General features: G+C 70.4%; 16 protein-coding genes. 12 read left to right on the top strand and 4 right to left on the bottom strand.

The window, feature by feature from the left end:
- Window positions 1–742 (top strand): ABC transporter ATP-binding protein (locus VF697_RS15675; RefSeq protein WP_331095762.1); only part of this gene is annotated, 742 nt, incomplete at its 5' end.
- A gap of 50 nt (window positions 743–792) precedes the next feature.
- A complete protein-coding gene (locus tag VF697_RS15670) occupies window positions 793–2796 on the top strand; it encodes a VIT domain-containing protein (RefSeq protein WP_331095761.1) in 2004 nt (667 codons plus the stop codon).
- Here the strand turns inward: VF697_RS15670 and VF697_RS15665 are convergent.
- Window positions 2793–3281 (bottom strand): response regulator, encoded by a 489-nt coding sequence (locus VF697_RS15665; RefSeq protein WP_331095764.1) that lies wholly within the window; start codon window positions 3279–3281, stop codon window positions 2793–2795. The two genes, VF697_RS15670 and VF697_RS15665, sit on opposite strands and share 4 nt — an antisense overlap.
- 498 nt (window positions 3282–3779) lie before the next feature.
- Here VF697_RS15665 and VF697_RS15660 point away from each other — a divergent pair, with 498 nt between their 5' ends.
- The 6 genes from VF697_RS15660 (at window position 3780) to VF697_RS15635 (ending at window position 11789) form a co-directional block, all read left to right on the top strand.
- Complete coding sequence (locus VF697_RS15660; protein ID WP_331095759.1) at window positions 3780–4619, top strand: efflux RND transporter periplasmic adaptor subunit; 840 nt, start codon at window positions 3780–3782, stop codon at window positions 4617–4619.
- Window positions 4620–4621: 2 nt separating this feature from the next.
- The gene (locus tag VF697_RS15655; protein WP_331095757.1) at window positions 4622–5569 is read left to right on the top strand and encodes an efflux RND transporter periplasmic adaptor subunit; all 948 of its coding nucleotides are present in this window, start codon (window positions 4622–4624) and stop codon (window positions 5567–5569) included.
- Complete coding sequence (locus tag VF697_RS15650) at window positions 5559–7787, top strand: peptidase domain-containing ABC transporter (RefSeq protein WP_331095755.1); 2229 nt, start codon at window positions 5559–5561, stop codon at window positions 7785–7787. Before VF697_RS15655 ends, VF697_RS15650 begins: the two co-directional genes overlap by 11 nt.
- 76 nt (window positions 7788–7863) lie before the next feature.
- A complete protein-coding gene (locus VF697_RS15645; protein WP_331095754.1) occupies window positions 7864–8124 on the top strand; it encodes a mersacidin/lichenicidin family type 2 lantibiotic in 261 nt (86 codons plus the stop codon).
- A gap of 165 nt (window positions 8125–8289) precedes the next feature.
- Complete coding sequence (locus VF697_RS15640; protein WP_331095752.1) at window positions 8290–8532, top strand: mersacidin/lichenicidin family type 2 lantibiotic; 243 nt, start codon at window positions 8290–8292, stop codon at window positions 8530–8532.
- Between the two features lie 29 nt (window positions 8533–8561).
- Window positions 8562–11789 (top strand): type 2 lanthipeptide synthetase LanM family protein, encoded by a 3228-nt coding sequence (locus VF697_RS15635; protein ID WP_331095750.1) that lies wholly within the window; start codon window positions 8562–8564, stop codon window positions 11787–11789.
- 1 nt (window position 11790) lies between these two features.
- On the opposite strand, the gene VF697_RS15630 is transcribed toward VF697_RS15635, so the two are convergent.
- The gene (locus VF697_RS15630; RefSeq protein WP_331095748.1) at window positions 11791–12522 is read right to left on the bottom strand and encodes a WecB/TagA/CpsF family glycosyltransferase; all 732 of its coding nucleotides are present in this window, start codon (window positions 12520–12522) and stop codon (window positions 11791–11793) included.
- A gap of 173 nt (window positions 12523–12695) precedes the next feature.
- On the bottom strand, window positions 12696–13385 hold the full coding sequence (locus tag VF697_RS15625; RefSeq protein WP_331095747.1) for a response regulator transcription factor: 690 nt from the start codon (window positions 13383–13385) through the stop codon (window positions 12696–12698).
- A gap of 497 nt (window positions 13386–13882) precedes the next feature.
- On the opposite strand from VF697_RS15625, the gene VF697_RS15620 reads away from it, so the two are divergent.
- On the top strand, window positions 13883–14389 hold the full coding sequence (locus VF697_RS15620) for an Hsp20/alpha crystallin family protein (protein WP_331095745.1): 507 nt from the start codon (window positions 13883–13885) through the stop codon (window positions 14387–14389).
- Window positions 14390–14465: 76 nt separating this feature from the next.
- On the opposite strand, the gene VF697_RS15615 is transcribed toward VF697_RS15620, so the two are convergent.
- Complete coding sequence (locus tag VF697_RS15615) at window positions 14466–14993, bottom strand: DUF2267 domain-containing protein (protein ID WP_331095743.1); 528 nt, start codon at window positions 14991–14993, stop codon at window positions 14466–14468.
- A gap of 190 nt (window positions 14994–15183) precedes the next feature.
- Between VF697_RS15615 and VF697_RS15610 the strand changes: the two genes are divergently transcribed.
- From VF697_RS15610 to VF697_RS15600, 3 genes are all read left to right on the top strand, one after another.
- Window positions 15184–15948 carry an RDD family protein gene (locus tag VF697_RS15610; protein WP_331095741.1) on the top strand — a complete coding sequence of 255 codons (765 nt, stop codon included), beginning with the start codon at window positions 15184–15186 and terminating at the stop codon, window positions 15946–15948.
- A gap of 1 nt (window position 15949) precedes the next feature.
- Window positions 15950–16942 carry a stage II sporulation protein M gene (locus VF697_RS15605; protein WP_331095739.1) on the top strand — a complete coding sequence of 331 codons (993 nt, stop codon included), beginning with the start codon at window positions 15950–15952 and terminating at the stop codon, window positions 16940–16942.
- Between the two features lie 413 nt (window positions 16943–17355).
- Window positions 17356–17857 (top strand): DUF6310 domain-containing protein (locus VF697_RS15600; protein ID WP_331095737.1); only part of this gene is annotated, 502 nt, incomplete at its 3' end.

The following is a 17857-nucleotide window of genomic DNA, read 5'->3' as shown; positions in this document are numbered from 1 at the left end:
CGAGCGCTCCCGCTCCCTCTTCGCCCTGCTGCGCCTGGAGGGACTGGAGGGACGCGGGCCCCGGGAGCTCTCCGGGGGGCAGCAACAACGGGTGGCGCTGGCCCGGGCGCTCGCCATCCGCCCTCGCCTGCTGCTGTTGGACGAGCCCCTGTCCGCGCTGGATGCCCCCTCGCGCGAGCAGCTCCGGGGCGAGCTGCGGCGACTGCTGCGGGAGCTGGGGGTGCCCACCGTGGTGGTGACGCATGACCGGCTGGAGGCCCTCGCGCTGGGGGATGACCTGGTGGCCATGGAGGGCGGCCGGGTGTGTCAGGTGGGCCCGGTGGCCGACGTGTTCAACCACCCGGCGGAGCTCGCCGTGGCACGGATGACGGGCATCGAGACCGTGCTGCCGGGCACCGTGCTCAAGCGCGAGGCGGGGCTGGCCACGGTGGCGGTGGGCCCGCACCACCTCACCGCCCTGGAGCCCGGGCAGGGAGGCGACGCCGTCTTCGTCTGCATCCGCTCGGAGGACGTCACGCTGGCGCCTCCCGAGGCCGCGCCCACCAGCGCGCGCAACCGGCTGCCCTGCACCGTGGTGTCGCTCTCCCCCGAGGGCGCCCTGGTGCGCGTGGCGCTCGACGCGGGCTTCCCCCTGGTGGCGCGGGTGACGCGCTTCTCCCTCGAGGAGCTGGGGCTCGCCGAGGGCCGCCCCGTCACCGCCACCTTCAAGGCCCCCTCGGTGCGGCTGGTGCCGCGCCCCTGAAAGCGCGCCGCCCCTGTTCCCACCCGCACCCGCCGCGTACCATTCGCTGGGTGAGCCCCTCCCCGCGCCCCCTGGTGGCCTGTCTCCTGCTTCTCGCCTTGGTGCCGGGCCTCGCCCTGGCGGCGGAGCAGGAGGCGGTCAACGAGGTGGACCACCGCGTGGAGGCTCGGGTCGAAGGGGACCTGGTGCACCTCACCGTGCAGCGCACCTTCCACAACCCGGGCCAGCGCTACACCGAGTGGGTGGAGTGGCTCGCCCTGCCCGAGGGAGGCACGGTGCATGGCTTCACCCTCGAGGCCCAGGGACAACGCACGGAGGGCATGCTGCTCGCGGCGGACGAGGCCCAGCGCCGCTTCGACGCCCTGCGGCGCAGGGGGAAGGCCGCGCCCCGCACGGCCGCGCTTCTCTCGGAGGGAGCCAGCGGGGTGGTGGACCTGTGGCTCTGGGACGTGCCGCCCCGCGCCTCGGTGACGGTGCGCTACGTCGTCCGGACGCGGCTCGAGTACACCCACGGGCGGAGCTCCTTCACGTATCCCGAGCCCACGGATGCGCGGGCCGTGCGGCCCGTGCTCACCGTGGCGCCGCCCCACCCCGGTGCGGACATCTGTCTCGCGCGACCGGAGGAGCCCGCCGAGGAGCCGGCAGGCACCACCAGGCCCCAGACGCGGGAGCTGGAGGCCTCCTGGGAGGCGGCGCCCTTCCAGGGCATCGACGCGCGCGCCGGCCTCATCCCGTGGGAGTCCGGCTCGCTGGGCTTCGTGCAGCTCCGGGCGGCGAAACACCTCTCGCGGGCCCCCGAGCGTGCGCGGGTCGTCTTCGTGGTGGATGCCTCGCACAGCGTGGGGCCCAAGGGCATCGCCCGGCAGCTCGCCTTCACCGAGACGTACCTCCAGCGCCTGCCCGACGCGATGGCCGAGGTGGTGGTGTTCCGCCGCTCCGCTCAGCGCCTCTTCGGACGCTTCGTCCGCGCCTCGGACTGGAAGGCCTCGCTGGCCGACGTCCCCTCCGCGCGCCTCGAGGCCGGGAATGGCTCGCACCTGGACGAGGGGCTGCGGCTGGCCCAGCAGGTGCTCTCGGATGGCCACGGGCCCGCGCGCGTGCTGGTGCTCTCGGATGGGCTGCTCCGCCAGGCTTTCGAGCCGGTGCCCCCCTCCCCCACCACCTCGGCGCCCGAGGCCGCCGTGCACTTCCTGCGGCTCGTCAACCGGAAGGGAACGGAGCCCGTGCACGCGAAGCTCTCGGAGCCACCCGTGCGCTCCGCGTGCGGCACGCGGCTCGTGCTCTACTCCTCGAGAGACCTCCCTCCCGAGGATCTGGAGGCCCTCGTGCGGCCCGTGCGGCTGGAGCAGGTCCGGCTCGAGGACGAGCAGGGTGTGCGTCTGGTGGAGCTGAACAACCTCGAGGAGGGCGAGTGGCTCCGGGCGTGGCTCCCTCGCCCCGAGGCCCCCGTGCGCCGGCTGATGCTACAGGGGCAGCGCTGGGGGTGCCCCTCCTCCACGCCGGTGGAAGTCGATCCAGCGCTCTCCGCTGACGTGGGCCGGAACGCCTACGCGTGGAATGCCAGCGACTTCGGACCGAAGTTCACCGAGCGAGAGCTGCCCCCCGGGGAGTTGCGCGAGCAACTCGCGAAGAGCGGGGACTGGATCTCCTCCGCCCGCTCGTTCCTGGCGATTCCCTCCGGCGCCGCGGCCTCCTCCGACAGGCCAGACGCGCCGCCGGACGAGGGCGTGGAGGGAGGTGTCGTCGGAGGGGTGACAGGTGGCACCATCCTCTGTGGGATTGGCCCGCGGGTGAGGACGAGCCAGCCGGAGCGTCCCGCGGAGCTGACGCGACTCGTCCAGGCGGCCACCTCCACCTGCCATCGCCAGGGCGGGAGCACGCCCCTCCAGGTCCGGGTGGAGGCCACCGGGGATGAGATCGTCGACGTGGAGGTGACGGGTGCCGCGTCCACCGCCCAGGCCACCTGTGTGCGCGAGGCCACCTGGGCGCTTCGCCTCCCGCCCCTCTTCGACGACGGGCTGAAGGCGGTCTACTCGGTCAAGCCACTGCCCTAGAGGGACGACCGACGGGAGGCGGCCAGCTCCAGGGCGGCGGACCGGACGTCCTCCAGCGCGAAGAACTGATCGAGGATGTAGGCCCCGGGGATGCGCTCCAGCCGTGCGCGCTGCTTCGGGCTGGTGAAGGCACTGATGAGGAGGATGGACACCTCGGGATGGCTGGCGCTCAGCTGCGCGAGGGCCTCGAGGCCGGCCTCCCCCAGCATCCGCACGTTGCAGATGATGAGCTCCGGCACCGTGCCCTGACCGGCGGCAAAACCCTGGGAGAGCAGCTCGACGGCATCTCGCGCGTCCTCGACCACGCCGACCTCGAAGCGCTCCTGCGCGAGCATGTCGCGCACGGGCTGGCTCCGCTCCCTCAAATTCTCAACAATCAAGACCTGACCCTGAAAGGTCACCGAGCGCTTCCGGGGGGCGCTCTGAGGTGCCTGGCCCACCCGCGTCCAGCCCCGGGCCTGAGTCCTAACCGCGTTGGCTCCCATCACAGTCATTCCATCCTTCCGACTGGCCGCGTACAGCAGGAGTCGTGCCGCTCCTTCGCGCCGCGCCCATAACACGGACAACGGGGGAATAACTAATCAGCAACACTAACCCTGACTAGTGGGTGGGGCAGGAAAACCGCCCCAGTGAGGCGTTCCGCCACAGTGGTGGACGGTCCCCCCGGCTCCAGGGAGGCCACTCCTCTGAACGGCACCGACTTCACGCCGAGTGAAGGCTCGGGCCAAGTACGCCGTGGGGGCCTGCTTCCCGTCCGGACAGCATGCGTGCGGGCGCTCGGGCCCAACGCGCCGCCATCAAATGTCACAAATGCGCCCCCCTCTCTCTTTCCAGTTGGGAGCTGCCACGGAGAGAGCCGGATGCGTCGATGGGTGCGAACTGCGGCAGTGGGAGGGATTTTGGCTTGCCTGGGGAGCCTGGGTGCTTCGGCATCCGCCCCCGCGAAAGATGATTCGAGCGGGAATGGCCCGCCGCCCGCCCCGGTGGCGGTCGGCGAGGCCTCCCGCCCGGTCAACGAGGAGCCCTTCCTCGGCGTGGTCATTCCCAACGACTCCGTGGACGTGAGCTCCCGCTTTGAATCGCGGCTGGTCGAGCTCGACGTCGAGGTAGGCGATTCCGTGAAGAAGGGGCAGGTGCTGGCGCGGCTGGACACGCGCTCCCTGCGACAGCAGCTCGCCGCGGCCCGGGCCACCCTCCAGGGTTCGCGCGCCGAGGAGCATGCCGCCTCGCTGGCGCTCGCCGAGGCCCGCGAGAAAAAGGGCCGCTACTACACCGGGCGCTCCCTGGAGTTGGGCGTCTACTCCCAGGAGGAGCTGGCGAAGGTCCGCTATGAGGTGAGCACCGCCTCCGCCCGCCTGCGGGCGGCCCGGGCCCAGTCGCTCGAGCGGCAGGCGCAGGTGACGGAGCTGAAGGAGAACCTGGAGGATGCCACCCTGGTGGCGCCCTTCGATGGCGTGGTGGCCTCCCGGCTCATCAGCCCCGGCTCCCGCATCGCGCCGGGACAGCCGGTGCTCCGGCTGCTCGGCACCGGCGGCTGGAAGGTGCGCTTCGCCATTCCCGAGGAGGAGGCGCGCCAGCTCCAGCCGGGCTCGCCCGTGGAGGTCCACGCCCTCCAGGGGGACCTCACGCTCGCGGGCAGGGTGGAGAGCATCGCGCCCGAGGTGGACGCCGCGGCCCGCCTCATCTTCGCCACCGCCACCTTCAACCAGCCGCCGCCACCCGAGGTCGCCTCCGGCAGGGTCGTCCACGTCCGCGCGGGGCCCTCGGCGCGGCTCGACGGACAGGCCCGGAGCGCCTCCGCGCCCACGGGGGCAGTGCCCTGAACATGGAAGCCACACAACGGACCCGCATCTTCCGCGAGGAAGCCCTGCGCCACCACGAGGGCGCGCAGGAGGACGGAGACGTCCTCCGCATCTCCCCGCGGTGGACCCGGTGGACGTACTGGGTGCTGCTCGCCCTGCTGGCCTGCGCGGCGCTGTACTCGCTGCTCGGCACCATCCCCGAGTACGCCTCCGGCCCCGCGGTGGTGAAGGTCGAGGGCCGGAGCGATCTCACCCCCCAGACGCCGGGCATCGTGTCCTCCGTGACGGTGCAGGTCGGGCAGCGGGTGGAGGCCGGGCAGCCGCTGGTGAGCTTCCTCTCCCAGGAGGAGACGGCGACGCTGGAGCGCATCCAGCGCGAGTTCGACTTGCAGCTCGTCCGCGTGCTGCAGAACCCGGCGGACGAGGCCGCGCGCCAATCCCTCACCTCGCTGCGGGCCGAGCGGGAGCTGGCCGAGGCCCGACAGCGGGCCCGCACGCTGCGAGCGCCCCAGGCGGGCGTCGTGAGCGCCCTGCGCGTGCGGGAGGGCCAGTACGTCAACCCGGGTGAGAGCGTGGTGTCCGTCGTGGGAGACAACGTGGACGTGACGCTGGTGGCGCTGATGCCCGGCGGCTACCGGCCGAGGCTCGCGCCGGGCAAGCCATTGCGCGTGGAGCTGAACGGCTTCACCCACGAATACCAGACGTTCACCATCGAGTCCGTGGGGGACCAAATCCTCGGTCCCAACGAGGTGCGCCGCTTCCTCGGAGCGGACAGCGGGGATGCGGTGCCCCTCTCGGGCCCCATGGTGGTGGTGCGAGCGAAGATCCCCTCGCCCACCTTCACCAGCAAGGGAAAGACCTTCAACTACTTCGACGGGATGATGGCCCGGGCCGATGCGCGCGTGCGCACGGAGCGCATCCTCGTGACGCTCATTCCGGGCCTGAAGGGAGCACTGGGCAATGAGGACTGAGGCCGCTCGACATCCCGGGCTCACCGAGCGCTTCCCCGCGTTCCGCAACCTCCACGTGAAGGGCCGCACGCGCCGGATTCCGCTCGTGCGCCAGCTCTCGGAGATCGAGTGCGGCGCGGCCTGCCTGGCCATGGTGCTCGGCTACCACGGCAAGCAGGTGCGCCTGGAGGAGGTCCGCCAGGCCATGGGGGCGGCGCGCGATGGCGTCTCCGCGCTCGACATCCTGCGCACGGCCCGCACCTTCGGGCTGCGCGGGCGGGGCGTCTCGGTGGACGAGGACGCGCTGAGCTACCTGCCGGCGGGCACCATCCTGCACTGGCAGTTCTCGCACTTCGTCGTCTTCGAGAAGCGGAGCCGGGACGGTGTCCACCTGCTCGATCCGGGACACGGCCGGCGCAAGGTCTCCCTGGAGCGCTTCCGCCAGTCCTTCACCGGCGTGGCCCTGCTGCTGGAGCCGGGCGAGAACTTCGAGACGGCCAAGAAGGAGCGCCCCCGCTCGGCCTCGCGGTACGCCCTGCAGGTGCTCCAGCAGTCGCATGTCCTCCAGCGCATCATCGTCGTCTCGCTCGTCCTCCAGCTCTTCGCGCTGGCGGTGCCGGCGCTGACGGGGCTCATCATCGACCGCGTGGTGCCGCGGGGGGACACGCACCTGCTGCTGGTGGTGGGCCTGGGCTTCCTCTCGCTCGCCGGCTTCCAGCTCCTCACCTCGCTCATCCGAGGCCACCTGCTGCTCGAGCTGCGCACGCGCATGGACTCGAGCATGACGCTGGGCTTCCTGGAGCACCTCGTGGGCCTCTCCTACGCCTTCTTCCAGGTGCGCGCGGCGGGAGACCTGATGCAGCGGCTCAACAGCAACGCCACCGTGCGGGAGATCCTCTCCTCCAGCACGCTCTCCGCCCTGCTCGACGGGGCCCTGGTGGTCATCTACCTGCTGCTGCTGTTCGTGGTGAGCCCGCCCATGGCGCTCATCGTCCTGGGACTGGGGTTCTTGCAGATCCTCATCCTCCTGCTCTCCACGCGGCGCCAGCGCCTGCTGATGTCGGAGAACCTGGAGGTGGAGGCGAAGAGCCAGAGCTACCAGATCGAGATGCTCACCGGCATCCAGACGCTGAAGGCCTTCGGCGTGGAGCACCAGGCGGTGCAGCGCTACTCGGAGAACTTCGTCAACGTGCTCAACGTGTCGCTGAAGCGGGGCCGGCTGGCGGCGTGGGTGGACTCGCTCACCGGCACGCTGCGGCTGGTGGCGCCGCTGGTGCTGCTCACCTTCGGCGCGCTCCAGGTACTGGCGGGGAAGATGTCGCTGGGCACGATGATGGGGCTCAACGCGCTCGCCGGGGCGCTGCTCGTACCGCTGGGCAACCTGGTCACCACCGGCTCCCAGCTCCAGCTCCTGCGCAGCTACATCGAGCGCATCGACGACGTGCTGGACACCCCGCCCGAGAGGGACCCCGCCCGCCCTGGCCGTCCGGCGAAGCTGCGGGGCGGCATCGAGCTGGACCGGGTGTCCTTCCGCTACGCGGGTACCTCGCCGCTGGTGGTGCAGGACGTGTCGGTGCGCATCGAGCCCGGCCAGTCGGTGGCGATCGTCGGCCGCTCCGGCGCCGGGAAGACGACGCTGGCCAACCTGCTGCTCGGGCTGTACCTGCCCACCTCCGGGCGCGTCCTCTTCGACGGGGAGGACCTGACGGACCTGGACCTGCACGTGGTGCGCGGTCAGATGGGGGTGGTGCCCCAGGAGCCGACCTTCTTCAGCTCCACGGTGCGCGGCAACATCGCCATCACCGACCCATCCGCGCCCCTGGAGCCCGTCATCGAGGCGGCCCGGCTGGCCCAGCTCCACGACGACATCATGGCCATGCCCATGGGCTACGACACGCCGCTGGTGGACCGGGGCGCGTCGCTCTCCGGCGGACAGCGACAACGGCTGGCATTGGCCCGGGCGCTGATGCAGAAGCCGGCGGTGCTGCTGCTGGACGAGGCCACCAGCTCCCTGGATGCCATCACCGAGAGCCGGGTGCAGCACTCCCTCGCCTCGCTGCGCTACACGCGCGTCGTCATCGCCCACCGGCTGAGCACCGTGGTGGACGCGGATCTCATCCTGGTCATGGACGAGGGCCGGCTGGTGGAAGCCGGTACGCACCAGGAGTTGCTCCTGCGCGGTGGCATCTACTCGGAGCTGGTGCGCGCCCAGGTGCGGACAGGCGGGCGTCTGGAGTAGCGCGTCACCAATGGAACGCGCGCACTCCTTCCAGGTGCCTGCCTCAAATTCGAGACAGACATTTCAAGGAGCTGTCATGAAGAAGGAGATGATCATCAGGGCCTGGAAGGATCCGCGGTACCGCGCGAGCCTCACCTCCGAGGAGCGCGCCGCGCTCCCCGAGAGTCCCTCCGGCCGATCGATGACGGACCTCGACGAGGCCGAGCTGCTCGGGGCCGTGGGTGGAAAGAAAGGCGGGCACCACTACTCCGTGGACACCTTCCGCTGCGCCCGCCCCAGCTTCGCCTGTGAGACCCTCAACTCCTGCGGGATCGTGGCCTGTCCCCCGACCATGTGACCCCCACAGCGGGCCGAGCCGCGGACTTCGCGGACCCACAGCGCCACGGGCGAGCCACGGCTCCCCGTGGCGCTGTGCTTTTTCCCGCGTCACAAATCGCGCCCCTCGACTCCACCCAGGCGAACCGCGCCGCAGGGCGCTTCCCACCCCGGAGAAGACCGAACCATGAAGAAGGAAATGATCATCAGGGCCTGGAAGGATCCGGCGTTCCGCGCCAGCCTCACCCGCGAGGAGCGCGCCACCCTTCCCGAGAGCCCTTCGGGCAGGTCGATGACGGAGCTCGACGAGTCCGAGCTGCTGGGGATCATCGGTGGCAGGCCGTTGCCGTTGGAGCCCAACACGGGATGTACCGATGGCCGGCCCACGTGCGGAATCATCAACTGCACGCTCCTCGAAGCCAGCATCTGACCCCGTATCCCCTGGCCGAGATGGCACCCATGCAAATCATTGATCCTGTCTTTCCCTGGAAGAAGGCGACGTTCCTCCACGAGCGAGCTGTCACGAAGGGAGGGAGCGCCCCTTCGGGGAATGACGTGCCCCTGCCGGAGGCCGAGCGCCGCGCGAACGCCTGGCGCCAGCTCATGGCGGGGGATGAGGCAACCCTGGACGAGCGGCTGAAGAGCATCGGCCTCGACCGTCAGGCGTTCCTGCGGCTCCTCACCCACTCGGGCAACCCCGGGGAAGGACTCGGGGACAGTGGTGCATGGGTGTCCCTCGTCCGGGACGTCATCGAGCAGCGGCATGCCGGAGAGCCGCTCCCTCCCTCCCTCCAGCCCCCGGCCCAGCCGGGGCAGCCCGGCCTGTCGTTCGCCGGCTTCCTCCAGCCCTTCCTCCGGATCGCCGCCGCGAGGCTGCGCACCGTCGTGGCGGCGCTGCGGGCCCGCTACGGGATGGAGCAGTCGCTGCTGGCGCCCGAGGCCGAGGCCGCGCTGCTGGAGGGGCTCGCCCGGCGGCTCCAGTACCTGGCCTCCCGGACGCTCATCCTCGAACTCAACGTGGCCCGGATGCTCGAGCAGCTCCCCGGCAACACGCCCCAGGAGCGTTTCCACCACTTCTCCACCCGGCATTTCCAGGACCCGCGGGCGATCGTGGCCCTGCTGGAGGAGTACCCCGTCCTCGCCCGCCTGCTGGCCACCGCCACCGAGCGCTGGCTCAGCGTGAGCCTGGAGCTGGTCGAGCGCATCGCCGTGGACCGCGAGCTGCTCGGGCAGGCGTTCCTCGGGGGTGAGGCCATCGGCTTCCTGGCCAACGTCCAGACGGGTGTCTCGGACCTGCACCGCGAGGGCCACAGCGTGGTGCTGCTCCAGTTCAGCTCGGGCCTGCGGCTCGTCTACAAGCCGAAGTCGCTCGCGGTGGACGTGCGCTTCCAGCAACTCCTGCGGTGGATGAACGCGGAGGGGCTGCGCCACCCGCACCGCGTGCTCATCGCCCTGGACCAGGGCGACTATGGCTGGGTCGAGTTCGTGGAGACCGCGGGCTGCGACTCCCGCGAGGCGCTCCAACGCTTCTACTGGCGACAGGGCAGCTCGCTCGCCCTGCTCCACCTGCTCGCGGCGGTGGACTTCCACCTGGAGAACCTCATCGCCGCCGGCGAGCACCCCGTCCTCGTGGACCTGGAGGCGCTCTTCCACCAGCGTGCCCAGCTGGAGGTGGGGGACTCGGCCGTGCAGCGCGCCTGGGGCCAGCTCGACCGCTCGATCATCTCCGTCGGCATGTTGCCCATGCTCATCTTCGGCCGGGCGGGACGCGCGGGCATCGACATGAGCGGGCTGGGCGGAGAGGCCGGGCAGCTCTCGCCCCAGGCCGTGCCCATGGTGGAGGACGCCTACCAGGACACCATGCGCCTGGTCCGCCGCCAGGGCCGCACGTCTGGCTCGAGCAACCGGCCCCAGCTCAACGGCCAGCCGGTGGACGCCACCGAGTTCACCGAGGACATCGTCCAGGGCTTCGAGGAGACGTACCGGCTGCTGCTGCGGCACCGCGAGGCCTTCGAGCACCGGCTCGGGGACTTCGCCAACGTGGAGGTCCGCCACATCGTGCGCGCCACCCAGCGCTACGCGCTCCTCCTGCAGGAGAGCGTCCACCCCGACTTCCTGCGCGAGGGGCTGGAGCGCGACAAGGTGCTGGACAACCTCTGGGCCGAGGCCTCCTTCATGCCCGCGCTGCGGCGGCTCGTCCCCCATGAGCACGCGGACCTGCGGCTCGGGGACATTCCGCTGTTCACCACGCGCCCTGGCCAGCGCCACCTGTGGAGCAGCACCGGCGAGTGCATTCCCGACTACTTCGCTCGCGACAGCCTCGGCGAGGTGCGGGAGCGGCTCACGCGGATGAATGAGAGGGATTGCGCGTGGCAGGCGTCGCTCATCCGCAAGTCCATGGTCTCGCTCGACAAGGGCCGGGGCCCGGTGCGCTCCGCCGCTCGCGTGGACCCGACGGTCTCCCCGCCCCCCGCCTCGCGCGAGGACTGCCTCGCCGCCGCCGTTGCCATCGGAGAGGACCTCGCCGCCAAGGCCATCCGCGGGCGCACGGACGTGTCGTGGATCGGCATGAGCCTGGAGGACCTGGGCACCTGGCGCTGGAGCCTCGCGCCCTTGGGGACCGACCTGTACGAAGGTGTCGGCGGACTCACCCTGTTCTTCGCGTACCTCGCCCGGGAGACGGGGCGCGCGGACTTCGAGGAGCTCGCCCGCGCGGGCCTGGAAACCGTCCGCGACGCGTGGCGCAACCCGGATCCGAATGACAAGGGCGTGGGTGCGTTCGTCGGCCGGGCCTCCGCCCTGTACGTGCTCGGCCACCTGTCCGCGCTCTGGAACGAGCCAGCCCTGCTGGACGAGGCGCTCTCCGGGCTCTCCACCCTGGAGCCCCTCATCGACGCCGACACGCGGTTGGATCTGCTCAGCGGCTCCGCGGGCTGCGCGCTCGTCCTGCTCGGGCTGCACGCCCGGACTGGGGACGCGCGGCTGCTGGAGCTGGCGAAGCGGTGCGGCGAGCGGCTCCTCGCCACGGCCGTGCCAGTCCCGGGAGGGGGAATGGGCTGGAAGGGCACGACGGCGGAAGCGCCCCTGGCGGGCTTCTCCCATGGAAACGCGGGCATCGCGTACGCGCTCCTGGAGCTGGCCTCCGCCACCGGCGACACGCGCTACCGGGAGCTCGCGCACCAGGCCCTCGCCTACGAGCGCTCGCTCTTCGTCCCGGAGCGCGCCAACTGGCGCGATCTGCGCGAGCCCGAGGGAGTCCAGGAGGGCGTCCGCACCGGCTTCATGGTGAGCTGGTGCCATGGCGCCCCGGGCATCGCGCTCGGGAGGCTGGGCTCGCTGCGGCACCTGGAGGGACCCCAGGTGCGCGCGGAGCTGGAGACGGCGCTCCAGACGACGCTCCACGAGGGCTTCGGGGGCAACCACAGCCTCTGCCACGGAGACCTGGGCAACCTGGAGTCGCTGTATGTGGCGGGCGAGGTGCTCGGCGAGTCGCGGTGGATCCACGCCGCCCGGGAGCGCGCGGCCCACGTCCTCCACCAGGGACGCGAGAGTGGCTGGCGCTGCGGGCTCCCCCGGGGCACCGAGACGCCCGGGCTGATGATGGGACTGGCCGGCATCGGCTACGGGCTGCTGCGCCTCGCGGCCCCGGAGCGGGTGCCCTCCGTGCTCTCGCTCGAGCTGCCCTGACTCAGGAGCTCGCGCCCGCGGGCAACGCGAGCCGCGAGGGCCGACGCGCCCGCAGGAGGATGCGGAAGAATGACAGCTTCCGGTGCAGCAGCCGCGCCGGAGCCGTCACCAGCCACTGGCAGCGCTCGCGCCACCCGAGCCTCCCCAGCGCCCGCCAGCGAGGCGCCGGACGGTCCTCGTCCCACGAAGACTCCAGCGTTCGCCCCAGGCCGAGCAGCACCGCGGATTGCAGGTGCGCGGCGGCGTACTGGCAGAACAGCTCCTGCTTCGGTGTCGCCATGGACACCAGCACCAGCTGGGGCCGCGTCAGGGCGATGCGATCCAGGAACCTGTCCACCCCCTGGCCCCACGTGTCGACAGGTCCCCTCGGCGAGGTGGCCCCCACCGCGAGCACCCCGTACCGGTCTCGCAGCAGACACGCGGTGCGCTCCGCGACGCCCGGCCGCTCCGCCACCACGAACACCCGCCAGGCCCGCTCGCACGCCCGGCGCGCCAGCGGAGGCAACCACTCCGCGCCCGCCCGGGACTCCGGCAATGGCTGACCCATCACTCGCGCGGCCCGCACCAGCGCGGGGCTGCCCGCCAACGACAGCTCCGCCGTGGCCAGGGCCTCGCGCAAAGCCTTGTCATGCTCGGCGCGCACCACCTGCTCCACGTCTGGCATGAGCACACGTCCACCCATGTCGCTCGCCACGAGGGACTCGATGGACCACAGCACCTCATTCAGGCGCATTCGATCCAACGGTACCTGGCCGATACGCACCCGCCCATCCATCGCCCCGCCTCCTGAACAACGCAGTGGGCCAAAGGGTGGTGCCGGGCAGCGCGATCCGCCAGGGGGATGCGACGCTTTCTTCAACCCGGGGGACGCTCGCGACGCCGCGTCCTCCCCGGGGTTCAGCGCACCTAGAGATCCGGCGGCGGCCGGACACCCAGGTGGCACGCGCGCAACGCGAGCTGGGTCCGGTTCTCCGCGCCCAGCTTCCGATAGAGCTGCGTCACGTGCGACTTCACCGTGCGCTCGGCGATCTGCAGGTGCGCGGCAATCTTCAAGTTGTCCGCGCCTCCGGCCACATACGCCAGCACCTCGCGCTCACGCTGGGTGAGGGTGAGCAGCACGCTCGCGGTGGCCGCGGCCACCGGCGGGTGCTCGAAGTCATTGCGCAGCAGCTGCACCGGGAAGAGCTTCTCCCCGCGCACCAGTGCGTTGACCGCCGTGCAGACCGCGTTCGTCGTCAAGTTCTGCCGGAACAGGTAGCCCGAGGCACCTTCCTCGAAGCAGTGGGAGATGAAGTCCTGTGCGTGTGCCGAGGACAACACCAGCATCCGCACCTCCAGCCGGCGCTTGCGTGCCTCCCGCAACAGGTTCAATCCCTCCGTGGCCGAGCAACCCATGTCGGCATTGCCCTCGGGCTCGACGTCCAGGATGGCCACCTGAGGCGGATCCGTCCCGATACCGTCGAGGAGTGTCCTCACGTCCCGGGTCACCCACAGGACCTGCAGACCTTCTCCCCGCAGCCCATCGGCCAGGCTCTGCCAGGCCGCCCACGGTCCTTCCAGCAATCCCACTCTCACTTCAGCTTGATTCATTGCCATGCGAGGGCCCCCCAGCCGTCATGGCGTACAGCCGCATCGGATACGACTTACGGTCGGTCTTGGGAACATCTTGCGGAACCAGATGTGGGTCGGGCTCGTATCTCCCGCAAGCGTGTTCGTCCTACCGGCCAACAACTTCCTCAACCAGTTGACGCTTCTGCTCTTCCTGAGACGCACCTCCGACGTCTACTGGAAACAGTCCACCCCTACAGGCCACCCGCTCACCCACCGTGAGACCGTGGCTGCCCACGAATGCCCATCGAAGTGCCCAAAGTCCAGTCGCAGGGGACTCCAATTTGCCGCTGACTGTGCAAGGGCAGACCGCGAGCCCCTGGAGCTGTTGGCTGGTGAGCACCCCATTGTTTGCCGGGCCACTGTCCTACGGGACAGCACGCGGTTGCCGCGGGCGCCTTGTGCGCGTGCATCTCCGCTCTACCGTGAATGTGGGGGCCGCACTCCAGAGAGGGTGTGACCCGGACACCAAGGAGGGAATCGTCATGGCAGATCTTCCTGTGCGTCGAGGAGGCAGCGGGGCGTCGCTCGGGCGTTGGAATCGGGGGTTTGATCCCTTCGAGCGGATGCGGGAGTTGATGGGGTTCGATCCGTTCGAGCAGGTGGGCCGCATGGTCGGTGGCCAGGAGCAGACGTGGAACTTCGTCCCCGCTTTCGAAGTGAAGGAGACGAAGGACGCCTACATCTTCAAGGCGGACTTGCCCGGGGTGAAGGAGAGCGATCTGGACATCACCCTCACCGGGGACCGCCTCACCATCAGCGGGAAGCGGGAGACGGAGAAGGAAGAGGACTCGGATCGCTTCTACGCCTACGAGCGGAGCTACGGCTCGTTCTCCCGCTCGTTCACGCTCCCGGAGGGCGTGGATGGCGAGCACTGCGCCGCCGAGCTGAAGGACGGCGTGCTCAACCTGCGGCTGCCCAAGGTCCCCGAGGTGCAGCCCAAGCGGATCACCGTCGGCGGGTCCGACAAGCAGGGCAAGGTGAAGGCCTGAGTCCCGAACGGAAAGCGGCGAGGGGGCCCGGACGGTGGGGGCTGGAGCACTCCGGCCCCCTTCGTCTTTCCAGCCCTCAGCTGGCGCGATGCCACAGCTCGCGCAGGTCGGTGGGGAGCTGACCGATCACGTCCTCGATCTCCCCCTCGGAGACCTGGTCCCTGAGCGCGGAGAAGACGGCGCGGATCCTCTTCTCGGCCTGGAAGGTGTCCACCTCCAGGTCCTCCGTCACCATCCGGATGAAGTCGTCCCGGCCGAACTTGCTGGCCGGCTTGCCGATGTGCCGCTCGCAGCGGATCAACAGGTCTTGGAGCTTCCCAGGAAGCTGGGCCTCCAGGTGCGCCGCCTCCTCGCCGAAGAGCCGCTGCTCCAGCACGCACAGCACCGACACCGCGGCCTTCTCCGCCTCCTCCTGGTTCATCGAGCCGATCACGCAGAGGTTCTTCAGGAAGGCCATGTAGGTCTGGTTGCGGCGCGTCTCGCTGCGCTGCTCGCGGCGTGTGTGCGGGTCCACGCCCGAGGCCCTCCGCGACTCGCCCTGCTGCCCGGTGCCCTGCGCGCCTGGGCTCTGTCCCATTCCGGTCCGATCGTCGATGTTCGCCATGTTCGCCTCCCGGGGGTGGAAAGGTTCCCCCTCATCCCCATGACCTTGACCATGCCCACACGGGGCGTGCAGCGGGGACGGCACGCTGGGGGTCCCACCCTGGCGCCTGCCCTGCCGGAAGGGCGGCCCCCCGCGAGTTGGAGGAGGAAGGGCGTCCCTCCAGGCGCATTCCGGGTAATCTCCCGAGCGAATGGATTCCGCAGCCTCTCCGAGTCTCGACGTCGCCACGCCCGAGCGTGTGTCGCTCTCCCTGCCGGTGGCCGGCATCGGCTACCGATGCCTCGCCTACCTGATCGACATCGCCCTGCTCTTCGGCTTCTGGGTGGTGGCCTACTTCACCTTCACCCTGCTGGTGAGCGACGTGCTCGGCTTCCTCCAGGGGCTGTCCGGCTTCACGCAGACGCTGATGGTGGTGGGGCTGTTCGCCACCCAGTGGATGTACTGGACGCTGGCCGAGGTCTTCATGGGAGGGCAGACGCCGGGCAAGCGCCTCATCGGCATCCGGGTGGTGCGGCTGGACGGCTCGCCCGTGGGCCTGCTGGAGAGCGCGGTGCGCAACCTGGTGCGCGTGGTGGACTTCCTCCCCGGGCTGTACGCCACGGGCTGCCTGAGCATGCTGCTGACGCGCCAGCACCGGCGGCTGGGGGACCTCCTCGCGGGCACGCTGCTGGTGCGCGAGGAGCACTTCAACCTGGACAAGTACACGGACGCCGCTGTCGAGGCCCCGGCCGTGTCCGCCACCTCCGGCGCCGTGCGACTCGGCCCCGAGGACGTGGAATTGGTGCTGGCCTTCCTCACCCGGGCGCCCCAGCTCGAGCCGGCGGCGAGGGCCCGCCTGGGCGCGAGGCTGGTGGACCGGTACGGGGGCCTCGGAGAGAGCGAGCGCGCCGCCGTGCTGGCCTCGCCCCAGGCCACCGAGTCCTTCCTGAGGGCGCGCGTGCAGGCGGAGCGCTGAGGTGGCCACGCCCCTGCCCGCCTTCGTGGCCCGCCGGCGACCCGACTGGGACGCGCTGAAGGACCTGCTCACCCGGCAGCGCGCGGGCACCCTGCGGCTGGAGGAATTGCGCACGCTCGACGTCCTCTACCGCCGGGCGTCGGCGGACCTGGCGCAGGCGCAGACGTTCTACGCGGGCTCGGAGGTGCACCGCTTCCTCAACCAGCTCTGCAGCCAGGCCTACGGCGCCATCTACCAGCCCCCGCGCGAGCGGCTGGCGTCCACCCTGGCCTTCTTCCGCCACGACTTCCCGCGCACCCTGCGCGCCAACGGCGCCTTCGTGGCCGCCAGCGCGGGGCTCTTCGTGTTGGGGATTCTGCTGGGAGCGATGGTGGTGCTGCTGGAGCCACGAGGCGCGGAGCTGCTCATCCCCCAGCACCTGCGCGACTACATCGCGCGCAAGGAGATGTGGACGGACGGCATCCTCTCGGTGGCGCCGCCCAACGCGGTGGCCTCGGGCATCGCCACCAACAACCTCACGGTCATCATCGTCACCTTCGCCTCGGGCATCCTGCTGGGGCTGGGGACGGTGTTCGCGCTGCTCAACAACGGGGTGCACCTGGGCTCGGTGGGCGCGCTGTGCGTGCACGAGGGCATGGGCCCCAAGCTCTTCGACTTCATCGCCGCCCACGGGCCGGTGGAGCTGTCCATCATCGTCATCGCCGGGGGGGCGGGGCTCATGGTGGGCCAGGCGCTCATCGACCCGGGCGAGCTGCCCCGAGGCCAGGCCCTGGTGCTGCGAGGGCAGGAGGCCGTGAAGCTGGTGCTGGGCTGTGCGCCCTTCCTCGCCCTCATCGCCGTGGTGGAGGGCTTCGTCTCGCCCGGCGACTTCTTCCCCTCGTGGGTGAAGGCCGTGCTGGGCCTCACGCTGGGAGGCCTCTTCTGGGCCTACCTGCTGCGCGCGGGCGGGAGCGAGTCTCCAACAATCCGAGACACGGGCTTTTCAAGCCAGTAATACGGGTTCGAATCCCGTCGGGGACTGCGGCTGCTGCACCCTGGCCCCCTCCCACCGCTCCCCTGGCGCGCCCGTTCGTGGAGGATCCGGATATGCGTCTCCGAGCGTGCATCGCACTTCTGCTCTATGTCTCAGCCTGCGCTACGTCAGCGCCCAGCCCAAGAGAGCCAGCAGCCCGGGACCCGAGGCTCGCCAACCTCCAGCGAGCTGCGACGCTGCCCTGGACGGACGGGGGGCGGTGCGCCGTACAGGAAGCTTCCGAGCCCTGGCCCGTGCTGGCGGAGCGGTGCTTTCATGCCCTGGACCATGACCGGATCGAGTTTCACGACCCCACGGGACGATGCGCGGTGGCCTCCGCTGGTGCCGCTGCCGTGGGGCTCGGGGTCTGCGTCTTGGTGGCCCCGGAGCTCGTCGTGGGAACGGTGATCGTCGCGGGCGTGGTGGTGGTGGGCTTCGCCATCAAAGAGGCGCTGGATGCGTATGAGCTGAGTAGGGGCCGCCCCGAGGTAGGGCCCGCGCCTGAAACGCGGCCCGTGCCTGAAGCGACGTCCGCCCCTCAAAATCCCTCGCCGCAACAAAGGCCCAAGCCGGAGCCCAAAGGGCCGGATTTTCCCCCTCTGGGGCCCACCGAAACCTCGGAGCGAGAGCGCCGTCGCAGATGCGAGCCCATCGCGGTGCCGCATCGAGGCGGAAACAACGATCATAACAAGTGCGCCGACAGAATCCCGTACAACAGCTTCTCCGGTTGGGACGTGCTCGTTAATGGCAAGCAATTCGATGCGATGCAACTGGCCACGCGTACATTGTGGGAGGTAAAGACTGATGATTTCGATATACACTCACCTCGCTCACAAGCGTTCTTCGCCAAAGTGAAGCTGCCGGATATACGACGCGAAGCCGGACTCGCCAAGGAGT

Source organism: Archangium sp., assembly GCF_036388035.1.
Classification (GTDB): domain Bacteria; phylum Myxococcota; class Myxococcia; order Myxococcales; family Myxococcaceae; genus Archangium.
The sequence above is the reverse complement of the archived record's forward strand: the minus strand, read 5'-3'. Positions and strand labels throughout refer to the sequence as shown.

What these genes read in the sequence shown, in the direction of transcription:
- VF697_RS15615 (WP_331095743.1), bottom strand. Translation starts at nt 14,993, where the DNA reads ATGGCGAACATCGACGATCGGACCGGAATGGGACAGAGCCCAGGCGCG.
- VF697_RS15665 (WP_331095764.1), bottom strand. Translation starts at nt 3,281, where the DNA reads ATGGGAGCCAACGCGGTTAGGACTCAGGCCCGGGGCTGGACGCGGGTG.
- VF697_RS15620 (WP_331095745.1), top strand. Translation starts at nt 13,883, where the DNA reads ATGGCAGATCTTCCTGTGCGTCGAGGAGGCAGCGGGGCGTCGCTCGGG.
- VF697_RS15630 (WP_331095748.1), bottom strand. Translation starts at nt 12,522, where the DNA reads ATGCGCCTGAATGAGGTGCTGTGGTCCATCGAGTCCCTCGTGGCGAGC.
- VF697_RS15610 (WP_331095741.1), top strand. Translation starts at nt 15,184, where the DNA reads ATGGATTCCGCAGCCTCTCCGAGTCTCGACGTCGCCACGCCCGAGCGT.
- VF697_RS15625 (WP_331095747.1), bottom strand. Translation starts at nt 13,385, where the DNA reads ATGGCAATGAATCAAGCTGAAGTGAGAGTGGGATTGCTGGAAGGACCG.
- VF697_RS15645 (WP_331095754.1), top strand. Translation starts at nt 7,864, where the DNA reads ATGAAGAAGGAGATGATCATCAGGGCCTGGAAGGATCCGCGGTACCGC.
- VF697_RS15635 (WP_331095750.1), top strand. Translation starts at nt 8,562, where the DNA reads ATGCAAATCATTGATCCTGTCTTTCCCTGGAAGAAGGCGACGTTCCTC.
- VF697_RS15650 (WP_331095755.1), top strand. Translation starts at nt 5,559, where the DNA reads ATGAGGACTGAGGCCGCTCGACATCCCGGGCTCACCGAGCGCTTCCCC.
- VF697_RS15640 (WP_331095752.1), top strand. Translation starts at nt 8,290, where the DNA reads ATGAAGAAGGAAATGATCATCAGGGCCTGGAAGGATCCGGCGTTCCGC.
- VF697_RS15655 (WP_331095757.1), top strand. Translation starts at nt 4,622, where the DNA reads ATGGAAGCCACACAACGGACCCGCATCTTCCGCGAGGAAGCCCTGCGC.